17 protein-coding genes are annotated in these 20130 nt (G+C 39.0%); all 17 read right to left on the bottom strand.

Translation table 11 applies throughout. The features are described from left to right. Positions 1–65: 65 nt before the first annotated feature. The 17 genes from VOI46_RS02335 to wecA all read right to left on the bottom strand — a co-directional run bounded on the left by VOI46_RS02335 (position 66) and on the right by wecA (position 20096). The gene (locus tag VOI46_RS02335; RefSeq protein ID WP_324738165.1) at positions 66–1151 is read right to left on the bottom strand and encodes a glycosyltransferase family 2 protein; all 1086 of its coding nucleotides are present in this window, start codon (positions 1149–1151) and stop codon (positions 66–68) included. 15 nt (positions 1152–1166) lie between these two features. Next, entirely contained in the window at positions 1167–2051 is an 885-nt protein-coding gene (locus VOI46_RS02330; RefSeq protein ID WP_324738164.1) for a hypothetical protein, read from the bottom strand. 6 nt (positions 2052–2057) lie between these two features. Then, positions 2058–4076 carry a rhamnan synthesis F family protein gene (locus VOI46_RS02325; RefSeq protein WP_324738163.1) on the bottom strand — a complete coding sequence of 673 codons (2019 nt, stop codon included), beginning with the start codon at positions 4074–4076 and terminating at the stop codon, positions 2058–2060. Beyond that, positions 4076–5158 carry an HAD family hydrolase gene (locus VOI46_RS02320; protein ID WP_324738162.1) on the bottom strand — a complete coding sequence of 361 codons (1083 nt, stop codon included), beginning with the start codon at positions 5156–5158 and terminating at the stop codon, positions 4076–4078. Before VOI46_RS02320 ends, VOI46_RS02325 begins: the two co-directional genes overlap by 1 nt. Before the next feature lie 141 nt (positions 5159–5299). After that, entirely contained in the window at positions 5300–6088 is a 789-nt protein-coding gene (locus tag VOI46_RS02315; protein ID WP_324738161.1) for a sulfotransferase family 2 domain-containing protein, read from the bottom strand. Positions 6089–6285: 197 nt separating this feature from the next. After that, on the bottom strand, positions 6286–7353 hold the full coding sequence (locus VOI46_RS02310; protein ID WP_324738160.1) for a hypothetical protein: 1068 nt from the start codon (positions 7351–7353) through the stop codon (positions 6286–6288). Beyond that, on the bottom strand, positions 7346–10168 hold the full coding sequence (locus tag VOI46_RS02305) for a glycosyltransferase family 2 protein (RefSeq protein WP_324738159.1): 2823 nt from the start codon (positions 10166–10168) through the stop codon (positions 7346–7348). The genes VOI46_RS02310 and VOI46_RS02305 overlap by 8 nt, the downstream gene beginning before the upstream one ends. After that, complete coding sequence (gene rfbB, locus VOI46_RS02300; protein ID WP_324738158.1) at positions 10168–11256, bottom strand: dTDP-glucose 4,6-dehydratase; 1089 nt, start codon at positions 11254–11256, stop codon at positions 10168–10170. Before rfbB ends, VOI46_RS02305 begins: the two co-directional genes overlap by 1 nt. A gap of 295 nt (positions 11257–11551) precedes the next feature. After that, on the bottom strand, positions 11552–12448 hold the full coding sequence (gene rfbD / locus VOI46_RS02295; protein ID WP_324738157.1) for a dTDP-4-dehydrorhamnose reductase: 897 nt from the start codon (positions 12446–12448) through the stop codon (positions 11552–11554). A 23-nt stretch (positions 12449–12471) separates the two neighbouring features. Beyond that, positions 12472–13017 (bottom strand): dTDP-4-dehydrorhamnose 3,5-epimerase, encoded by a 546-nt coding sequence (gene rfbC, locus VOI46_RS02290; RefSeq protein WP_324738156.1) that lies wholly within the window; start codon positions 13015–13017, stop codon positions 12472–12474. Between the two features lie 12 nt (positions 13018–13029). Then, complete coding sequence (gene rfbA / locus VOI46_RS02285) at positions 13030–13941, bottom strand: glucose-1-phosphate thymidylyltransferase RfbA (protein ID WP_324738155.1); 912 nt, start codon at positions 13939–13941, stop codon at positions 13030–13032. A 47-nt stretch (positions 13942–13988) separates the two neighbouring features. Continuing rightward, positions 13989–15422: a lipopolysaccharide biosynthesis protein gene (locus VOI46_RS02280; protein WP_324738154.1), complete on the bottom strand. Its 1434-nt coding sequence runs from the start codon at positions 15420–15422 to the stop codon at positions 13989–13991. Between the two features lie 2 nt (positions 15423–15424). Next, positions 15425–16075 (bottom strand): ABC transporter ATP-binding protein, encoded by a 651-nt coding sequence (locus tag VOI46_RS02275; protein WP_324738153.1) that lies wholly within the window; start codon positions 16073–16075, stop codon positions 15425–15427. A 24-nt stretch (positions 16076–16099) separates the two neighbouring features. Beyond that, a complete protein-coding gene (locus VOI46_RS02270) occupies positions 16100–16885 on the bottom strand; it encodes an ABC transporter permease (protein ID WP_282337638.1) in 786 nt (261 codons plus the stop codon). Next, positions 16886–18613 carry a polysaccharide biosynthesis/export family protein gene (locus tag VOI46_RS02265; RefSeq protein ID WP_282337637.1) on the bottom strand — a complete coding sequence of 576 codons (1728 nt, stop codon included), beginning with the start codon at positions 18611–18613 and terminating at the stop codon, positions 16886–16888. 8 nt (positions 18614–18621) lie between these two features. Further along, positions 18622–19011, bottom strand: coding sequence for a DVU3141 family protein (locus VOI46_RS02260; RefSeq protein ID WP_324738152.1), 390 nt, complete (start codon positions 19009–19011; stop codon positions 18622–18624). A 47-nt stretch (positions 19012–19058) separates the two neighbouring features. Then, positions 19059–20096: a UDP-N-acetylglucosamine--undecaprenyl-phosphate N-acetylglucosaminephosphotransferase gene (gene wecA, locus VOI46_RS02255; protein WP_324738151.1), complete on the bottom strand. Its 1038-nt coding sequence runs from the start codon at positions 20094–20096 to the stop codon at positions 19059–19061. Between the last annotated feature and the right edge of the window lie 34 nt (positions 20097–20130).

The raw sequence follows: 20130 nt of genomic DNA, 5'->3' as shown, positions 1-20130 counted from the left end.
TTCATTACCGCAGCAGCCAACTCTAGCCAAATCTTAAATAACTAAGCCTAATGTACACCGCAATTTTAAAACTTAAAGCACTTTAAAATGCGGTTTTTCAAGCCCCTAGGTTTAGCAGCGTGAGTAGCTTTACTTGCCTGACTTTGTTTGTAATAAACACTTAAAATTTTATTTATTTTTTCGTCTTTTAAGTTACCTAGCACTTTTGCCACAGCCTGTGGTTTTTTAGCAAGTAAATTAGGCAGCATTAACTTTAATTGCCCTGAGTTTTTTTCAATTGTATTCTGTGCGTCCAAAATATATTTATCAATATTACATTCTTTTAAAAACTGCTTTTTATTTTCAATATATTCTGCGTAAAGTTGCTGTTCAAAACTATAGCTTTGAAGATTTTCATTATTAATGTAGCCATACCCATTTCGGTTTAATTTAATAGGAAAACCCTCCTCTGGGTTACCACGATACAACGCAGCTAAGTACTCCACCTCAGATCTAAACATTCTATGAAAAATAAACGTATGCTTAAATGAATTAATATTAACCGCTACATGCTGAGGCAAATTTGGCTGGCACTTAAACACCTCCCCATCTACTAACGTAACATCACTTAACTCATTCATTATCGGCACATGTAAACGTATTTGTTTTATATTTTTAATCGCAGAAACGTTAATAATACTTTTACCTAAAGCATGTACCTTACCCGTTAATCTTTGTGACAATGCTAAAAATGGTGTAGTTACAGCTCCTTCGTTAAGCCATTCAAATACAATTAAATCTTGGCCTTTATCGCAGCTAATTAAAAAGTCATTTATACAAGTGTAACGCTGCGACACCCAATACTCGTCAACATCTAAAAATAGTACATGCGTTATATCAGGCTCAATAGAGCTAAGTGCTTGCATATAACATATATGCTGCAGGTTTTTTTTTGATGGCGGTGGGAGCTGATCAATCCAATCAGCATGGCTAAAAGTAACATTATCATGTAATTGACTAATGCTATTTAAAACCTTAGCAGAGTCATCACTTGTTCGGTTTATATAAACGTGTATTGCAGCAAAGCCAAAAAACAAGTGATGCTGAATCCAATCGGCTAAATATGCAGACTCATCTTTTGCTACCGCAACTAGCTTAACTTTATGGTGCATATTAATTTAAAAGCCCTAGTAAGCAGGAATATCTTTGTATACTTTATCAGTAAACAATTCATCTTGAGATAAAAATTCCCTTGCAACACGCTTGTTTGGCCCATTAAAGTTATTATCAATTGCCCTAAGCTCACCTGCAGTTAAAAACACTCGCTTTGGTTTATCATCAACAGCCTTGTTGCTTACTTCACTTATAAGTTTATCGCGTATATGAGTATACTGAGGTACGTCGTTTATCTGTACAGTTCGCTCTTGCATTAGCATTAATGCGCTTGTTGGCAGTGAGGGATTAACAACAACGTTATCATGTGTACTTTTAAGGCTTAAATTAAATAGCGCTAAAAAGTCATCAACAACAGTATCGCTATAAGGCACAACTAAAATATTCTCCTTACCTACTTTAGGCACCCACCTGTTAAGTTGCTGAAAGTAATTTAACTTAGGAAAATTATTTAACGCCATTTGAAAAAAGCGCCCTTTAAACCTAACGTTAGGATCTTTTACTAGCTGGTTAAATAGTGAGAGTAGTAAATCAGACTGGCGCCTTACAGTGCCAATCACCACCACTTTTTTAAACTTTTTAACCCATTCCTGAAAACGGGGGTTATTAAAATAAAAAGGCGAAAGCTCGCTCGAAACCAGTGCAGAATGGCAACCTTCACTTAGCATTTCCTGTTCAAGCATATCAAGCACTTCTGGTATTTTGTATTTAGCAGGGTAACCGTGTATTGGCGCAAATGCTAACGCAAAATGATGATGCGCTTGGTCGTTCATTTGCAGTGTTTTAGAATATAAAACCCCTTGCGCTTTTAGTTCGCTTTGCTGTAAATCAAGCTGGTATTGAATTGCAGACGTACCCGTTTTAGACCAGCCAATATGCAAATATAAAGTTTCAAACATTAAATACTACTCACCTAAAAATCCAAATCGGCCAAAGTCGCTTATCAGCGGGCCCCATTTTAATATTTGTGCCTCATTTAAACCTTGTTCACCTACAAATGGGTTAACAAAGCCACCGGCCTGCCATTTATCAAGCGGGTTTAAAATATGCAAATTCTGTAACCCAAAATCACCGGGTATTTGCGCATCGGCCACAGCATTATCGCCAACATGTATAAAGCTTCGCCCTTCAGGAAGGCTCTCTTTTATATGTTGCCATAGCGTGCCACTGTCTTTGCGTTTACCTAAATCGCTTGATACAAGTAAGTCAAACCCCACACTAATACCCACTTTAGCCAGCATTAGTGTAACCTGATCTTTTGTGTAATACGTGTCTGATGCAACCGTTACTTGTTTACCGGCTAAAATAAGCTCGTTAAAAATATCGACCATTTCATCTTTTGGTAAAATCATTTGTAGGTCGTAAGCAAACTCTTGCTCTGCATAGCTATGGGCTTGCTCATTGCACCAACCCAGTTGCTTAGCTAAATAGTCGTAGGTTTCAAAAATAGTTACATCACCAACAAAGTTATTAGCTTTGCGTACCTCAAACTCTGCGATATTACGGGATTTAACAAATTCATGGGCATTACTTACCAGCCCTTTTTGCACTAACGATTTACCTAAAAGTAATTTAGCATAATCGGGCACATAGTATTCACGCCTTACTAAAGTATCAAATACATCAAAGCTGATATGCTCAAAATTATTCAGCTGATTTTTAAGCCCTTCGGCTGTATTAACATACTGCGCCAAAATATAGCTTGTATCGTGTGTAAATTGGCCCGTTTTAGGGTAGTAAAAAAGCTGCTTGTAGCCATTTTTTTCAACAAGTAGCCCAAGCATACGCTCAAGGGCATGTAGTTCAGAGCCATCGTTAGGCAAAGGCTCACCGGGGAACTCATCGTAATGATATTCTTTATTTAAAAGCTGCTTTAGCGCCTCAGGCCTTGCCCAAAACATACCACCAGCAGGGTAAGCTAAAAAATCATCTTTTAATTCAATATTCCACTCTTTAGTAAACTTTTGTGCAGCGGGTTTATTTTTAAGCCAATGGTTTACCCAATCAGGCATCATCCAAAACGAAGTAGGGTAGTAAATACCGCTTTTGGGGTTATCGTTAAAATGATTAAGCACTTGCTTAATAACGTGCTGGTCGTTTAATAAGTACTCACCCAAGTAATCAGCCCACTGGGTTTGCGCACGTCCCGAATAAAGCGATTTTTTAGAGTGCATATGGCAAAATAAATCATAGCTTTGCAAGTCACTTGCAAACTCAACAAGCATAGGGCCAAAGTTCCGACCATGATTAGGCACTACCTTTACTACAACCTTGTTTACCTTTGAACACGCTTTAAAATCGTGTATTGCTTTTTTAGCAAGCTCGTCACTAGCAACACTTACAAATACATCAACCGATTGCGAAAACTTAGCTAACGCTTTGCAGTAATAATCTATAAATTCACCATAAAACACATGAAAACACATCGCTAATTTAAGTGATGTTAGCTCACCATCAGCGCTGCTATTTATTGCTTTTGGGTACCATTTTTGATTAGCCGGAAGTGATAAGCGCCCTTCATGCTGACCATGATTTAAGTAATGCACTAACGCATGCTCGCCCTGCAAGTAAATGTCAGTATTACACTTATAATATAGCTCTGTATCAAAGTTAGGGCTTGGGTTTATATTACTAAAACTACCTTTTTGTAAGTAATCTTCAAACGCTTCAAGCTCACAGCTAAACGCTCTAAGCTGCTGCTTGCTATACCATGTATAGTCAAAGAGATTTGCGGCTTTTGCCCGCGCAAGCAGGTTAAGTGTTTCTTTAGGGCTGTAACTCTTATTGCTAGTATTTAGCTTTTTATATTCTCGAAGCTGCAATTTTGCATTAATGCGCTGAGCGAGTTTAAAGAGTTGCGGCTGATTTTTTACAAAGTTAAACAGTGCTGGCATATGTGTTTTTATTGTATTTTTATTAATCATTATGCTAAACCAAAAAACTGTAATGCGTTAACCGTACCGTTGCTGGTTACATCGTCATCAATATCAAAAATATGTGCTAGGGAGTGCGGTATCATGTGGGGTTTGCTTAAATAGCTATTTAATAGCATTTCGAGCTCGCTTTTTGTAAACGTAATATTGTGCTTTGCTGCGTGCTCAACATAATCAAGGGCTCCTGCCATTACTTGCTCTAAAATATAAAAATACTTTTGAGATGCCACCTTACGCCCGTAATAAAAATCAAATTGCTTTAAATTTTTAGCACTCTTATTAAAGGTGTTAAAGCGTATATCTCTAAACTGGCCATTAGGCGCAGTTAACAGCGACTCTAAAAACATAGAGCGATCGAGCGGTAAGTAACCTTCGCCTATTTTCACCCCTTCTTTCAAGTAACCTTTCATTGTAGCTGTACAACCTTCAATGGAATGAACCCCAGGGTTAGACGCTATCAAATAATGCCCATATGTATTTTTATTAAGGAGTATACTTAGCAAACTTTGAATAGTACCTGAGTAACCTAAATCAACTAAGTGAAGGGTTGACTGTTTATTTACTCCCATAGCCTCTAAATAAGAAAGATAAGCACACTTTGTAGGTGCTATTACTTTATCAATCGCTTTTTTATGGTTGGCTAATATTTCTATAATACTTTTTTTATCGGCTGCTAATTCAACATGGCGGCCGCTAATTTCATCACTAAAAATATCTTCTATTTCACTGTTACTTAGTAAAAAACGCGTTCGCATTAAATCATAAAAGGAGCCTTTAAAATCGCCCTTGAGTGAATATGCATAGCTTTGGCTGTTGCCTAAAAGTAACTTAAATAAAAATGCGCGCGAGGCAAGTAAATAACAACTAGATTGTTTTTTATCACTACCCGAAAGGTACTGTTTAAATGCTTTTTCTAGCCAGTAACCTTCCCTGGCTAAAAAAAAGAGAGATGTATTTTCAGTATTATTCTCAACTAACCGTTGAGAAAAAAAACTTAGTACAGGCCCTATAAAAGTTGTGCCAAACGCAGTAAAGCGTGCTGCAGTTTTGGCGGGGTGTAAAATACCTTCCATTTTACTAATACCATCCTATTGATGAATAAAACCAATTGAGCATGCCTAATGTATAAGTCTTAAAGCTAAATTCATTAAGCAAAACGAAAGCCATTACCAATTACTCTAAAAAGGAATCAAAACACACCAATTCATTTATAATTACGTAAATAAAAGGTCGCTTTTATTACAGCGCTCTGTATACAGAGAAATATCTTCTGCGTAGAGATTTTTTACAAGCTGGATTAATTCATCAGTATAAAGCGATTTATGACTAGGGCATTTTCCTTGCCGTTTTAAAATAGCAATATCAAAAGCTTTTACTTGGCTGTGGTTAACATCATTAAGCATTTCAAATTTATCAGTGCCATGCCCTGTTAAATTACGGGCATCAACCACATTCAAATCAATTTTATCTTTTAGTGTACCTACCGCTTTTTCAAAATGTTCAAGTGCAAAGTAGTCATCGTACTCTTTATAAAGTAAAAATTGATTTTGCGGCTTCCAGTGTATATTGGCCCCTTTCATAGGCGGCACAGCAAGTGATTTAACAAATTGCGCAAAAGTTAAATCATCAAGGTTAACCTCTCGCTTTAGTAAATCGCGGTATTGCCATGCATCGGGCTCTTTCGCTACAAATTTATCTAAAAACACACTCGCTAAACGCCTAAATGGGCAGCGCAGTACAACAAACTTATATTGTGCAGTCGCCGCCTCTTTTAAAGTAGGTTTAAATGTTTGGTTATTAGCATGTATCCAGTTACCTTCCTCAATACCACTAATACAGCCATTAGCAATAGCAGCCGATAAACGCAATGTAGAGCAGCCATTTTTAGGTATAAAACTATATACAGCGTTACTATTAAACACCTGCATAGCGTAGTTCATGCAAAACTGGTGTTGACCATTTTGGTTCAGGTTATTAAAGTTGTTTGCGCTAAAGGTGAACATAGTTACTTACCTTTCGAAATGTTCAACGGAGAAGATGGAGGTTTTAACATCCTCCATATTCTAGTCAGCATCTAAAAGTTAATCGAAATTATTATTGCTTCACTAAACATCAAACGTAAAACTAATAATAGACACTTTCAAGCTCTATAAATATTAAGTCAAACTTGGATCTTTAAATGTTTTCACATCCGGAATGTTTAACTTTTTATTAGTTTGTATAACTCAAGATCATACTTAATTAAAGGTAGAAGGGCATCTTTAGTATCAGGATTATTAATATCAAGCCCAAACTTATTCGTCAGTACATTTTCCCTTCTGTCCTCCGCTTGATGTTCAAAGCCATAACTATTAGCAATATGAGCTAAAAATTCGCTAATATCGTTATCAGTACCAATAAAATCAAAGTGATTTAGGTTTGCTACAGCGGAAGCTAAATCACTTTCCTCTACGGAAACTTTATTAATATCGCTACGAATATAACGAGTCTGAGTATTGTCCAATAGCTGAAATTCACTACCATTCAAACTTTCAATTACGTTAGTTATTTCCGCAGGGTTTGATAGATCATACTCTGCTAATTTATCACTGAGCTTTTGTATATAATCTGGGTGAGCATTATATTTAGCTTTATTTTCATCAAGCGCTAACGCGCGAATCCAAGCCAAATGAGAAATAACATGGGCGTGAGGCTCTCTAAAAGTAATAGCTTTGTTAAAGAATGATTTAACTATATCTGATTGAATAAATTTAACATATGGTATATGACCAGATAGATACTTTAAATTTTCATCATTAATTCTCTCAGACCAGTCTGCACAAGACTCAGCATGAACTAAAGAGTTTTCAGGGGAAAACCAGTTTGAAACAACTTTATTTACAGTCGAGCCAGCCGTTTTTGCTATATGTACGTATAATAAAGGGGCGTTTAATATAATACTAGCTACTTTACTTCGATAACCTTCAGGGCCTTTAACGACTAAATAATACCTATTACAGCTCAATAATTTGGTAAGGTTAATTTCAAAACCAGAATTGCCCGCACTTGCTATATTATTATACATTTCAGCCAATTTAGGCCTAGCTTTACCAAAATTAATAGCATCTACACTTATACCTTGCTCATCTATTAATTCGACTTGATAAATTTTTTCTGCATTTAGGTTGACAACCCAACCGTATACATTCTCGTTGGGGGCTTGCTCATCTATATGTAAGTTATAGCTACTGGTTAACCAGTTATCTTTAAAATGAGATATTTTATGCATTATATGTGAAATCCTCTCTATCTCTAGTCAGGTTAAGGCTATAGCAAGGATCAGCTTTTTTATCTGTACTCCAAGTACATTTCATATATTCTACTTCTTTATTAAAGCGCGCTACTTTTTCAGGGTTATCTTCAGCTCCACGGCTTATTGATTCATAATGGTATAGCTCTGCATAAGGAGTCCATAAATTGCGGTAGCCTGCTGCTTGTACTTTTAAACAAAAGTCTACATCGTTAAAAGCTACAGTTAGGTCTTCTTCGTTTAAGCCATTAACCTCATCAAACACCGTTTTACGTACTAGTAAACATGCAGCTGTCACTGCCGATAAGTTTTGTACTAATTTCAACCGAAAGAAATAGCCCGGATGCTCTTTAGGAAAGTGCTTGTGTGAGTGACCTGCAACACCACCTAAGCCAATTATAACGCCAGCATGTTGGATGGTGTCGTTATGAAAATACAACTTAGCTCCTACACAGCCAACATCTTCACGCAGCGCATGGGAGGTCATTTCAGTTAACCATTCTGGGTTTATGACTTCTACATCATTATTTACTAAGCCAATTACCTCACCTTTTGCGTGCTTGGCAGCAAAGTTATTAATAGCTGAATAATTAAATGGGTAAGGGTAGCGTAAAACAGTTACTTTTTCGTGCTTATCAAGCTCTTCAAAGTATTCTAAGGCTGTAGGGTCATTTGAGTTGTTATCAACCAATAAAATTTCATAATTTTGGTAGGTAGTTTTGTCCAAAATTGAGTCTATTGCTTGTTTGGTAATTTCGTAACCATTGTAAGTTGGGATTATTAGTGAAACTAATGGTTCATCTCCCTGTGAGTCTGTGACTAGCCAGTTAACCTTGTACATATTAGGTCCTGCGCCCTCTTCCACAACAACTTCCTTCCCTAGCACTTTAAAGTGATCATAAAGTGCCTTTATGCCGGCCTCTGTGGTATATGATTTTTCACCATGCCCTAAAGCAGTTGAGCCTTCTACCATTCGCCAGTGGTAAAGTACTTTAGGTATATGCACAATTTTTTTATGGTCTATTTCACGCGAGTAACGTAATAGTAAGTCATAATCTTGGCTGCCTTCGTAGCCTTTTCTAAAACCACCAATTTTATTTACTATATCTGTTTTATAGACACCTAAGTGCGATACATAATTTTGGCTATATAGTAAATCTAGATTCCAGCTTGATTTAAAGTGAGGGTCGCATCGATTGCCCTGTTCATTAATTTTATCTTCATCGCTGTAGATAAATAATGTTTCAGGGTTTTCGTTAAGTACCTTTATAACTTCATACAATGCATGCTGGCTTAACTCGTCATCGTGATCGAGTAATGCAACCCATTCACCGGTTGCTACTTCAAGTGCGCTGTTACTCGCCTGAGAAATATGGCCATTTTGCTCTCTAAACACCACACTAATTTTTGAGTCTAAGCTTTGGTAATATTCTAAAACCTCTCTAACATGCTCATGCGGTGAGCAGTCATCAGCTAAACATAGTTGCCAATTTGTATACGACTGCTTACGTACTGACTCTATACATTCAATAAGTAACTCTTTATCAGGGTTATAAACAGGTACTACTATAGAAATAGTTGGCTGATGTTTAAACTGCGCTAAGTTACTTTGAATTTCTAAAAAATTATCGCTTTCGTTGTTTAAGCGCCAGGCTTGATAAGGGTCAGCATTAGATTGATCTGCTTTAGGCTGCACGTACTCGTTGTAAATACGCCCTTCATTTAAACCCGCCATTATTAAGTGAGCAAGTAGAGGTGCATCCCAGCTCTCCAAATCTGGGTTTAACTCTAAATACAGTTTAGGGCTAAAATAAGGTACAGGTCGTCTACCTTCTTTTTCACCAATCGCAATGTAATGATAGAAGGGATTAATACCATTTTCTGCAACATCAGGGTTAGTAGCTAAGTAGTAATAGGTATTAAAGTGAGGATTAGGGTTTTTACCACTTATAGCACCTTTAATTATAAAGTCATGAAGTTTGTTTTCGTGGCATATTTCGCTTGCATCTAACTGGCTAAAGTAATATCCCTCATCCCACAAGTGCGACTCTTCTATTATTTTTGCTATATCTGTAACAGGAAACTCACCAATTACTTTTACCGCAGCAAGCAACTCTAAGCTTTTAATTGCAATTGTTTTTTGCTCTAAAACCGCGTCGCTGCCTTCTTTTTTAAATACAGCTTTTAATAATAAGCTATCTTTTAAAAACCAATGAGGCTTAATATAGCTACCATTTACAATATGGATAAAACCACATTGAGTATTTTCTATTAACTCAGCAAGGTCAGCACGCTCAATATTGCAGGGGCTACTAGTTATATGCTCGTGTTCAATATAAAGGTCAACATAGTCGGCTTCATCACACCAACCGGCTATAGTACCTTCAATTAGCCCGTCGAAACTATATTGGGTAACAGTAGACGGAATTTTAAAATTTAGTTGCTCAGCTAACTGCTCAACACTTAGTATGCACTCAGCTACCTCATCAATATGCCCATTTACTATAAATTCGGCTTTCATAACAAGTGTTGTAAGGTGGCGCCATTCTTTTTTTATTTCAGCTTTAGTTAAAGCGTAATTGAAGCTTGCGTTTGGGTTGGCTAAAACGCCTTCTAAATCTTCTCTAAAATCCTGACAAGGCACCTCTGCTAACTTCTCTCCTGCTAAAGAAATAGCAACTGTATCAGCTCTCTGTGCCCAGCCTTTTAGCTGGCCATCCACTAAGCCATCAACGAACACTGCGGGTAAATCTACGTTGAAGGTTGGCTTTACTGTTTTATTACGCTTAAACACTACTTAGCTCCTAGTAATTGAGCCCACCAGGCTTCGTTGTCTAAATACCAGTCTAATGTTTTAGCAAAGCCTGTTTCAAAGCTTTCTGCTGGTACATAACCTAATTCTTCGTTTGTTTTTGTAGCATCAATCGCATAGCGTCGGTCGTGCCCTGCACGGTCTTCAACATAGGTAATTAGTTGCTCAACGTTATTTTCTATAGCCGATTTTGAATTTGGGAAGCGCTTTGCAAGTTCGGGGTTGTTTGCAAATTTTTCGCCCATTACTTTACATACTAATTTAACTATATCTATGTTGGCCCATTCGTTATTGCCACCAATGTTGTAGTTTTCACCAATGCGGCCTTTTTTAAGTACTAGCTCTATACCACGGGCGTGATCTTCTACGTATAACCAGTCACGAATTTGCTGGCCATCGCCATACACAGGCAGTGGTTTATCGTTTAAAATATTAGTAATGATTAAAGGAATTAACTTTTCAGGAAAGTGGTACGGCCCATAGTTGTTTGAACAGTTTGAAGTAGTTACCTCAAGCCCATAAGTATGGTGATACGCACGTACTAAATGATCGCTCGCCGCTTTTGATGCAGAATATGGTGAGTTTGGCGCATAGGCGGTGTCTTCGGTAAAAGCGGGGTCTGTCGCGCTAAGCGTGCCATATACCTCGTCGGTACTTACATGATGAAAACGATGCGCTAAAGGCTCGTTACCATTAGCTTTTGGCTCATCTATCCACTTTTTTTTAGCTGCTTTTAATAAGCTATAAGTGCCAAGTATATTTGTTTCTATAAAAGCATCTGGCCCTGTTATTGAGCGGTCAACATGTGACTCGGCAGCAAAATGCACTATGGTGTTTAACTGGTGCGTGTCTATTAGCTGCTCTATTAATGCAGTATCGCAAATATCACCGTGCACAAAAGTCATGTTTGGGTTGTTTGCTACTAGGTCTAAATTTGCTTTATTACCCGCGTAAGTAAGTGCGTCTAGCACGATTACTTTGTCTTGTGGGTTTTGAGCTAACCAATAGTGTACAAAATTGGCACCTATAAACCCTGCGCCACCGGTTACTAATAGATTTTTTACTGTCATTATTTTATTCCATTTACAAATTTAGTTAAAGCTAAGAGCTGCGAGCTATGAGCTTCGAGCTTCGAGCTGTGAGCTACGAGCTACGAGCTATGAGCTGCGAGCTATGAGCTGCGAGCTATGAGCTTCGAGCTGTGAGCTTCGAGCTATGCGAGCTATGAGCTGCAAGCTATGAGCTGCAAGCTATGAGCTATGAGCTACGAGCTATGAGCTAAGAGCTAAGAGCTATGAGCTGTGAGCTATGAGCTATGAGCTATGAGCTGCGAGCTATGGGCTGCGAGCTAAGAGCTACGAGCTGCTAGTTATTAGGCAACTCTTTTAGCATTGTTTTTAATTGTGTGCGCCAATGTATTGTTTTAACGCCAGTTAGCTCTTCAGCCTGTGCTTTATTTAACACACTAAACGCAGGGCGTTTAGCTGGCGTTGGGTAACTCGCTGCCGGTATTGCACTAATAGGTATTGCTTTACTTAATAGGCCTTGTTCTATTGCTAGCTCTTGTATTGCTACTGCAAAGTCGTACCACGATGCCACCCCTGCGTCGGTCCAATTTAAAATAGTGGCTGTATTTGCATTATTAACCTGTAGCTCATTATTATTTTTGTTCACTAATGCCCATAGCATATTGGCAAGGCCTGCGGCCCACGTAGGCGTGCCTACTTGGTCGCCTACTATACCTAATTGTTCTTTATCGTTCATTAGGCGCAACATAGTTTTTACAAAATTATTACCAAATACCGAGTACACCCAAGCGGTTCGTACTATGGTTGCATGCCCCCCTAATATATTGCTAATTTGCTGCTCGCCAGCAAGTTTTGATGCGCCATACACCCCTAATGGGTTAGTGGCATCGCTGGCGGTATAGGGCATGGTACTTGTGCCATCAAACACAAAGTCGGTCGATACATGTATTAACTTAGCATTTATGTGCTTGCATACAGTAGCTAAATTAGCTGGGCCTTGCTCATTTACGGCATAAGCTTGCTTAGTATCAGTTTCAGCTTTATCTACTGCGGTATACGCTGCTGCGTTAATAACTATATCGGGGGAGTGGCTAATTAAAAGCTCGTTTACTTGCTCTGCATTGGCTATATCAAGTTCTTGGCTACCAAAGCATATTAGCTCTATATTACGTGGGCAGCTTTTTTGTAGCTCAGAGCCTAACTGGCCGTTTTTACCTGTTACTAATACTTTCATAATGACTACTTTAACTAGTTAACTTAAAACGTTGGTGCATTTGTAAATGCAAGGCCAGCTTCGTCTTTTGCCGAAAGCTGCGGTAGTTTGCCCTCAACTAACGGCCACTCTATATTAAGTGTAGGGTCATCCCACTTAATTGATACCTCAGCATTTGGGTTATATATATCGGTACATTTATAAACAAACTCGGCGCTATCGGTGGTTACATAAAACCCATGGGCAAACCCTTCTGGTACCCATAATTGGCGTTTGTTTTCGGCCGACAATAACACCCCAACCCATTGCCCGTAAGTAGGCGAGCTTTTACGCATATCTACGGCTACGTCAAACACTTCGCCTTGGGTAACACGTACTAATTTACCTTGCGTATTTTGTGTTTGGTAATGTAAGCCTCGTAGTATGCCATGCGCCGACTTACTATGGTTTTCTTGTACAAAGGTGCGCTCGCCACAGTGTTGGTTAAATAGCTCTGTGCGAAAGGTTTCCATAAAAAAACCGCGCTCGTCGCCAAAAACTTGTGGCTCTATTATTTTTACATCGGGTATTTTTGTTTGTGTAAACTTCATTATTAATGCCTTTTAAAATACGGTTTGATCTAATAGCCCAAGTAAGTATTTACCATAGCCTGACTTTTTAAGCGGTTTGGCTAATTGTTTAAGTTGCTCTGCGTTTATGTAACCCATACGGTAGGCTATTTCTTCTGGGCAGTTAATTTTTAAACCTTGGCGTTTTTCTATTGCACGAATAAAATTAGCAGCATCAAGCAGGTCATCTAATGTGCCGGTATCTAACCATGCGGTACCGCGGCCCATTATTTCTACGTTGAGCTCTTTATTAGCAAGGTATTGGTCTATCACGTCGGTTATTTCCAGCTCGCCACGCGCTGATGGCTTAACATTTTTTGCAAATTCAACCACTCGGCTATCAAAAAAGTATAAACCTGGTACAGCGTAGTTAGACTTAGGTTTGTCGGGTTTTTCTTCTATTGATATGGCTTTGCCGTTTTGGTCAAACTCTACCACTCCGTAAGATTTAGGGTTAGCAACGTGGTAGCCAAATACCGTTGCACCTTGCTCGCATGTAGTTGCATTTTGTAGCGATATTGATAAGTCGTGGCCATAAAAAAGGTTATCGCCCAATACCAAGGCTGCACACTGCCCTTGTAAAAAGTCTTCGGCTAGTAAAAAAGCTTGTGCCAGGCCGTCTGGGCTGGGTTGCTCTTTGTATTCAAAGCTAATGCCCCACGCGCTGCCATCGCCAAGTAACTCTTTAAAACGCGGTAGCTCTGTTGGGGTAGATATAATTAAAATTTCGGTTATTCCCGCCATCATTAATGTCGACACGGGGTAAAAAATCATGGGTTTGTCGTACACAGGCATTAATTGCTTACTTACCACTTTTGTAAGCGGGTATAAACGTGTGCCCGAGCCGCCCGCTAATATAATGCCCTTACGGGCCGACTTGTGCTGTGGCTTTGTTAATGAATACATGTAGAGTCCTATCTTTCAATTTTATTTATTTTCTCACGTAGCATATTCTACCTGAGCTCTTTTACTGTTGCTAAAATTATTCTACCTATGCCAAATAGCATTAATTGCAGCACTGCAAATAGCAAAATATTGTAAAGCGTGTTTGGGTATTGGTGGTCTTGCGGTAGCGTTGCCGTCTCCACCACTACTAAATATTTAAGCTGCCTATAGGCCTCTATTCTGGCTTTATCTAGCGATACCTCCGATGCGGTATACCCTTTTAAGGCAAGCTCTAGCTCTATTTTTAAATCAGAAAACTGCGCTAACACTTGGCTTACTGCTCTGTTATTAGCTGTTGTATTGCTGGGCTCAGACCCTTGCTGCGAAAGCCTTTCGCGCTCAAGCTCTAGCTGAGTTTTTAATGCATTTAGCTCGGCTTCAAGCATTACTACTTGCGGGGCTCTGTCGGTCATGGTTGAGCGCAGACCTTTTAGCTGCGCACTTTTAGTGGCTATTTGCCCCTCTAACCCGTAAGTTATTTGCTGTAGTGCTAGGCCTTCGGCTTCTGGGTCTAGTAGGTTGTTTTTTTGCTGAAAGGCAAGTATGTTTTTTTGCGCATCGCGCAGGCGTTGCTCTACCTTAGCGTGCTCTAAGCGTATAAATTGTAATTGCGCCTCAGCTAACTGATGGCCAATAGAATTTATATACCACTCTGCTCTGCTCACTATTATTTTGGTTAAGTTATTAGCAAACTCTGGGGTAAAGCCTTGGGCTAATATTTTTAATACACCTGAGTCTTCGTCTATTTCAATAGTGGTGTGGTCAATGTAGTAATTTAGCAGCTCTTCGCTGCTGGCATCGCTACTTAGCCCTGTAAAAATATCACCATGCTGTTGGTAATGTGCCTTTAAATTACTGTGCTGTTGCAGGTAATTAAGCATGTCTTGCGAATGAATATAAGCTTTTGCTATTTCGCTATCGGCTGTTGAGCTACCGCCCACTCCTAAACCGCTTAAAAGCGCCATAGATGGGTCCATTGTGCTCATGCCATCGGGTTGCTGAATTATTAACTGTGCTCGGCTTTCATATCTTGGGGCTGCTAAAACAAGTTGGTAAAAAGCAAATAATACAAAAGGCACAACCAACAGCACAAACCACGGTTTGGTTAATAAATGAAGCCCACGTTTGTTGTTTAATTTAGCAATAGCAGATTGCTTTATATTTGGTTTTACATTTTGTTCGGTAGATGTACTTGTTTGAGTTTGCTTTGCTTTACTATTTACTTTATTAGTAAGCCTAGCTAGCTCTTTATTTATTTGCTCATTTTTAGGGTTTAAATTACGTGCGCGTTGCATAACACGCCTTGCTAGGTATACATCGTTTTGCTCAAGCTGTTGCGCAAGCCCAATAAGCTTTTCGCCATTATCCCAAATAGCTTTATCGGTTTTTAGCCCTAGCTCTGTAAAGCGTTGTTCTATTTTTTCTACCGCTTGTTGACTCATAGTTATAATGCCTGGTAATGAGCAATTCCTTGCTCTAAATCGTTGTAAAAAGTGAGTTCGCCTTTATGCAATACAATAGCACTATCGCAAAAATGGCGCAGTTCGTCCATTTCGTGGCTAACCATAATAACATTGGCATTTTTACTTTTTTGTGTAAGTGCTTGGCGGGTTTTTTTTCTAAAGTTTGCATCGCCCACCGAGGTAACCTCATCTATTAGGTATACGTCAAAGTCTATACCTATTGAGCACGCAAACGCTAGGCGGGGTTTCATACCGCTTGAGTAGGTATTTACTGGCAAATCAAACTTTGGACCTAGCTCTGCAAATTGGCGTACACGGCGCACATATAAATCTAGGTCGGCTACGCCGTTTATCATGCCTATAAAGCGGGCGTTTTCGGCGCCACTCATTTGTGGGTGAATCCCCGTAGCTAGGGCTACAGGCCACGATAAATGTAGGTCGGTAATAATTTCACCTTTGTTAGGGTACTCACTGCCGGCTAACATTTTAAATAAAGTAGATTTACCTGCCCCGTTTGAGCCTAATATAGCAATATTATGGCCACTGGGTATTTCAAAGCTGACATTTTTAAAAATGTACTGCTTACCTATTGCTGATGGATAATATTTAGTAATGTTTTGCAGTTTTATCAACTTGATACTCCATATTGCATAGCACTACCTACTTAGTGCCTGTTTCCACGATATGTGGTAAACAGCTAAAGCAAAAAATAGCAGTACAATTGTGCAAGTTAATAAATAAAACTCACTTACGGCCTCTGTTGGGTAAGTGTTATAAGCCGCGTGGCGCGTTAACTCTATGGCATGCAAAATAGGGTTCCAATCAAGGTATGGCCAATATTCTTTTGGTATATCTTGCATCGAAAAGAACACGCCCGATATAAAAAATAAAGGCCGTGTTAAAATGCTCTGCATTTTGGTTATTTCAGGCACATAGCATTGCCCAATAGCAAATAGTAACCCTAAAGATGTAGCTATAACCCATACGGCTATAACGTTAGTGATTACAAATAATGGATCGTCTATTTTAATGTCCATTTTAAGTAAAAACATTAGTAATAAAATAAGTACAAAAACAAATAGCTTAACAAGTAAATAAAAACAGCTGCTCGCAAGCACGCTACTAATAGGCTGCACTTGCCTAAAAGCAAATAAGGCCTTATTTTTTTTTATCGAGTTACTAGAGTTAGTAAAAGTGTCTAAAAACAGCTGAATTAACAGCATGCCATACATCATAAAATCGAATGTGGGTACAGTGTGTGACTCGCTACCTGCAATTAACCCACGTAAGTACGATAGTAAAAAAATAAAACTTAACGGCTGAAGAACAGCCCAAGCAAGCCCAAACTTATCGTTAAAGCCAGTGCGGATTTCGCGTACAAATAGGGCAAATATTACGTCGCGCCATATTGCCCAGTTATTTCGTTTTAGTACGGTGGTCATTTAGGTGGCCACATTTGCCGCAATAGCAATTTGATAAATTATTTGCGTTATGTCTTTAACCGATTGCAAAAATTTGGTGTCTACTTTTGGTAGTACTAATATTTGGTCGCCAGGCTTTAAGGTGCCGTAAGCGTCAAGATCTATCATGCCGTTAGGGTGTATAACCATTATTTGGTCGTAATTGGCGCGCTCGCTGTAGCCACCCGCCCATGCTATGTAGTCGTCTATTGTGGCATTGGGGTTATAAACTAATGCCTGCGGCATGAGTACTTCGCCCCCAATGTGTATTAGGTCTGTTTTAGCGGGTATGTGTATTATGTCGCCTTGCTCTAACCTAATATTCGCAACTTGCCCTTGGTCGGCAATTACCACTTTACCTAACGGTATTATTTTGCGTGCGCGCTCGGTAAATTCTAAAATCATTTTACCTTCTTCTGCGCGAATTTTTGCTTCGCCGTCTGATGAGGCTGGTGCAGTAAATACGCTACGCTCTAAGCGCTCTAGCGATTGATCTATCATTTCTTTTTGTTTTTTAGCTACGCTTTTACGTTGTATATAAATAGATTGGTAGTCGGCTAACGATTTATCTATTTGAATGTGTGCAAGTAGGTCGTGCAAACGCGTGTTTTTATTAACAGCAAAGTACGAAGGCCCTAAGTAGCTGCCATCTACTTGTATATCGATAACTTGGGCTCGCATGTCGTCGTTAAAAATTAGGCGGTCGCCATCTTTAAGCTCAAAGTTTTTAAATTCGTTATAGGGTAAGTAAACCGAAAATGGGCCGTCGGCTCTGTCGCCAACTACGCCTACATGGCTTACTTTAGCCAGTGGTAATGCAAACTTGGCAAGCTGTTCGCCTGTTGCGTGGCTTTGTAAAAATTCGAACCTAAATGGCGCGCGTACACTCCCCGACACAACCACGGTGGCTTTTTGACGCTCTACTAATATTACGTCGTTATCTTTAAAGTTAAACTTAGGTAGGTAACCCGTTAGTATAAAGTCATAAAGGTCTATGTTTTGAATGACTTTATTGTTACGTAAAACTTTAATAGAACGGTAACTACCACGCTCCGAATCGATGCCGCCCGCTCGCTTTAGATAGTATAAAATACTGTCGGATGCGATACCGGCATATTGGCCTGGGCGAATGACGCTACCGCTTATATATACGCTTACAGGAGTTGCTGTAAGTAAGTTTACATAAATTTGTACGCTTTTTTTGTATACCTCTTTTATTTTATTGCTTACGTAAGTATTTAACTGGCTTGCTTTTACATCGGCCACATAAACAGGGCCAACATTGGTTATAAACAGGTTACCTTGGTTATCTACGGTTACTACTTCAGATTGGTTAATTGCGCCCCATAACCATATTGATACTTTGTCGCCTGGGGCTACTGTGTAGTCGTCGTTTAAACCATCTAGGCGCTCGCTTTCGTATCCGCCGGCAAATAAATTAGCACCATACGGAGGGGGTAAGCCTTGCTCTGAGCTAGGTAAAAGTTCTGCTGCTGACATTTCGCCTGGTAACAATGTGCCCGAACGCCCTTGCTTGCTAAATGTGCCATTTTGTAGCTCTGCATTGGGTAATTGCGTTTGCGTTGTACCTGCGTTTTCGAGCTGTGTTAGCGACATTTGCTCAGCAGCGCTTAAATTTAGCGATACAATAATGCTTGCGCCAATAATTAAATTAAAGATTAGCTTAAAGCTTTGGTTAAAGGTATTCATAAATTGGCTCAGGCTCCAAAACTTATAGTATTATTTTTGTTTTTAATGACTTGTGGAGCCATTACCCACTGATCAGTTTGGCTGTTTTTACACATGGCTTGGCGAGTTTGAGCAGAGCTTTGCCCTTGCTGATTCAAAAATAACTCGCGGCATTGTTCACCCAGTGCAGAGGTATATTTTTTTCCTAGGGTAAACTCAATATTTTTATAGCTACCTTGGTAACCAACAGGTTTACTTTGAATTAGTTGTGTAAATTCTAATGGAATTACATTTTGATTAGTTTGCACTACAGGCTCGTTTATAAGTGCGCGGGTAGCATGAAGAACTGGGGGAGATGATGTACAACCAAGTAAAAATAAAATTGGCATTAGTGACGTAAGAGCTAAGTTTATTTTCATAATTTTTTTAGTCTGCTTTTATATAACACGTAAATATTCCTTTAATATTACTGGCTTTTAGCGCTAATTTTTTTCCATTCATGCTCTGTAAATGCAGCATAACTAAAAAATAAAACTAGAAAGGCCAGTAACATAAGCCATTCTGCTATTGAGTAAACCTCAGCTATGCAGCCTACCATTGCTAGTATACTTGCAGCAATTGAAATAACAATAAGTGCTTGCTTGGTACTATACCCCTTTACTTCTAAAAGGTGATGTAAGTGTTGTCTGTCGGCTAAAAAGGGGGATTTTTTTGCTTTAACCCTTCTAATTATAACGGCTACCATATCAATTAATGGTACAGCTATTATGTAAAGTGCCGTAACTGGCTTTAATGCGGGTGTGCTTAATTGCGTGCCAATAACCATAAGCCAAATTAGCGTTAAACCAATAAGCATGTTACCTGAGTCGCCCATAAATATTTTTGACACTGAGCTGTGTAGTTTTAAATTAAAGATTAAGTAGCCTAATAATGAGGCAATAAACAGCACGGGCAACAAGTACCATGCATTAGTTACTCTACTTAATAAAAAACCCAACGCTGTAAAAGCAATTAAACTAAGCAAACCGGCTAGTCCGTCCATTCCGTCAATCATATTTATTGCGTTGATCCCTGCAATTATGGCTATAACGGTTACAACTATGCCCAGCACACCTAGCTTAAGCTCTATATTACCTAATAAAAAACCTAGGCTTGTTAGGTATATTTCGGTGCCAAATATAATTAGTGATGCAACAAGTACTTGTGCAACCAAACGCACTCTAACAGATAGCCTATAACGGTCATCAAGCGCACCCAAAAATAGCACCAATGCTGAGGCAACTAAGTATAAATTAAGGTTTCTACTGTGCTCAATAAATAAAGCAGAGGCGATTAAAACTGATAGGTAAATGGCTATGCCGCCTACAAGGGGGATATTTCCGTCGTGTACTTTGCGATCGCACGGAAAGTCAACTAACCCTGCTTTTATTGCTATTGGATTTATTACTTTTATTGCTACAAGCGAAACAATAAATGTAATAACCAACGGGAACCAAAAGTCCATTAATTACCTCTTGAATAAAGGTTATGGTTTGCAC

Origin of the sequence: Pseudoalteromonas sp. CuT4-3 (genome assembly GCF_035666335.1) — a bacterium.
GTDB classification, from domain to species: domain Bacteria; phylum Pseudomonadota; class Gammaproteobacteria; order Enterobacterales; family Alteromonadaceae; genus Pseudoalteromonas; species Pseudoalteromonas atlantica.
Note: the sequence above shows the minus strand (reverse complement) of the source record. Positions and strands in the feature narration are given on the sequence as shown.

Excerpts from the sequence above, each read along its gene's own strand:
- VOI46_RS02335 (WP_324738165.1), bottom strand. The coding sequence starts at position 1,151 with ATGCACCATAAAGTTAAGCTAGTTGCGGTAGCAAAAGATGAGTCTGCA.
- VOI46_RS02330 (WP_324738164.1), bottom strand. The coding sequence starts at position 2,051 with ATGTTTGAAACTTTATATTTGCATATTGGCTGGTCTAAAACGGGTACG.
- VOI46_RS02325 (WP_324738163.1), bottom strand. The coding sequence starts at position 4,076 with ATGATTAATAAAAATACAATAAAAACACATATGCCAGCACTGTTTAAC.
- VOI46_RS02320 (WP_324738162.1), bottom strand. The coding sequence starts at position 5,158 with ATGGAAGGTATTTTACACCCCGCCAAAACTGCAGCACGCTTTACTGCG.
- VOI46_RS02315 (WP_324738161.1), bottom strand. The coding sequence starts at position 6,088 with ATGTTCACCTTTAGCGCAAACAACTTTAATAACCTGAACCAAAATGGT.
- VOI46_RS02310 (WP_324738160.1), bottom strand. The coding sequence starts at position 7,353 with ATGCATAAAATATCTCATTTTAAAGATAACTGGTTAACCAGTAGCTAT.
- rfbB (WP_324738158.1), bottom strand. The coding sequence starts at position 11,256 with ATGACAGTAAAAAATCTATTAGTAACCGGTGGCGCAGGGTTTATAGGT.
- rfbD (WP_324738157.1), bottom strand. The coding sequence starts at position 12,448 with ATGAAAGTATTAGTAACAGGTAAAAACGGCCAGTTAGGCTCTGAGCTA.
- rfbC (WP_324738156.1), bottom strand. The coding sequence starts at position 13,017 with ATGAAGTTTACACAAACAAAAATACCCGATGTAAAAATAATAGAGCCA.
- rfbA (WP_324738155.1), bottom strand. The coding sequence starts at position 13,941 with ATGTATTCATTAACAAAGCCACAGCACAAGTCGGCCCGTAAGGGCATT.
- VOI46_RS02280 (WP_324738154.1), bottom strand. The coding sequence starts at position 15,422 with ATGAGTCAACAAGCGGTAGAAAAAATAGAACAACGCTTTACAGAGCTA.
- VOI46_RS02270 (WP_282337638.1), bottom strand. The coding sequence starts at position 16,885 with ATGACCACCGTACTAAAACGAAATAACTGGGCAATATGGCGCGACGTA.
- VOI46_RS02265 (WP_282337637.1), bottom strand. The coding sequence starts at position 18,613 with ATGAATACCTTTAACCAAAGCTTTAAGCTAATCTTTAATTTAATTATT.
- VOI46_RS02260 (WP_324738152.1), bottom strand. The coding sequence starts at position 19,011 with ATGAAAATAAACTTAGCTCTTACGTCACTAATGCCAATTTTATTTTTA.
- wecA (WP_324738151.1), bottom strand. The coding sequence starts at position 20,096 with ATGGACTTTTGGTTCCCGTTGGTTATTACATTTATTGTTTCGCTTGTA.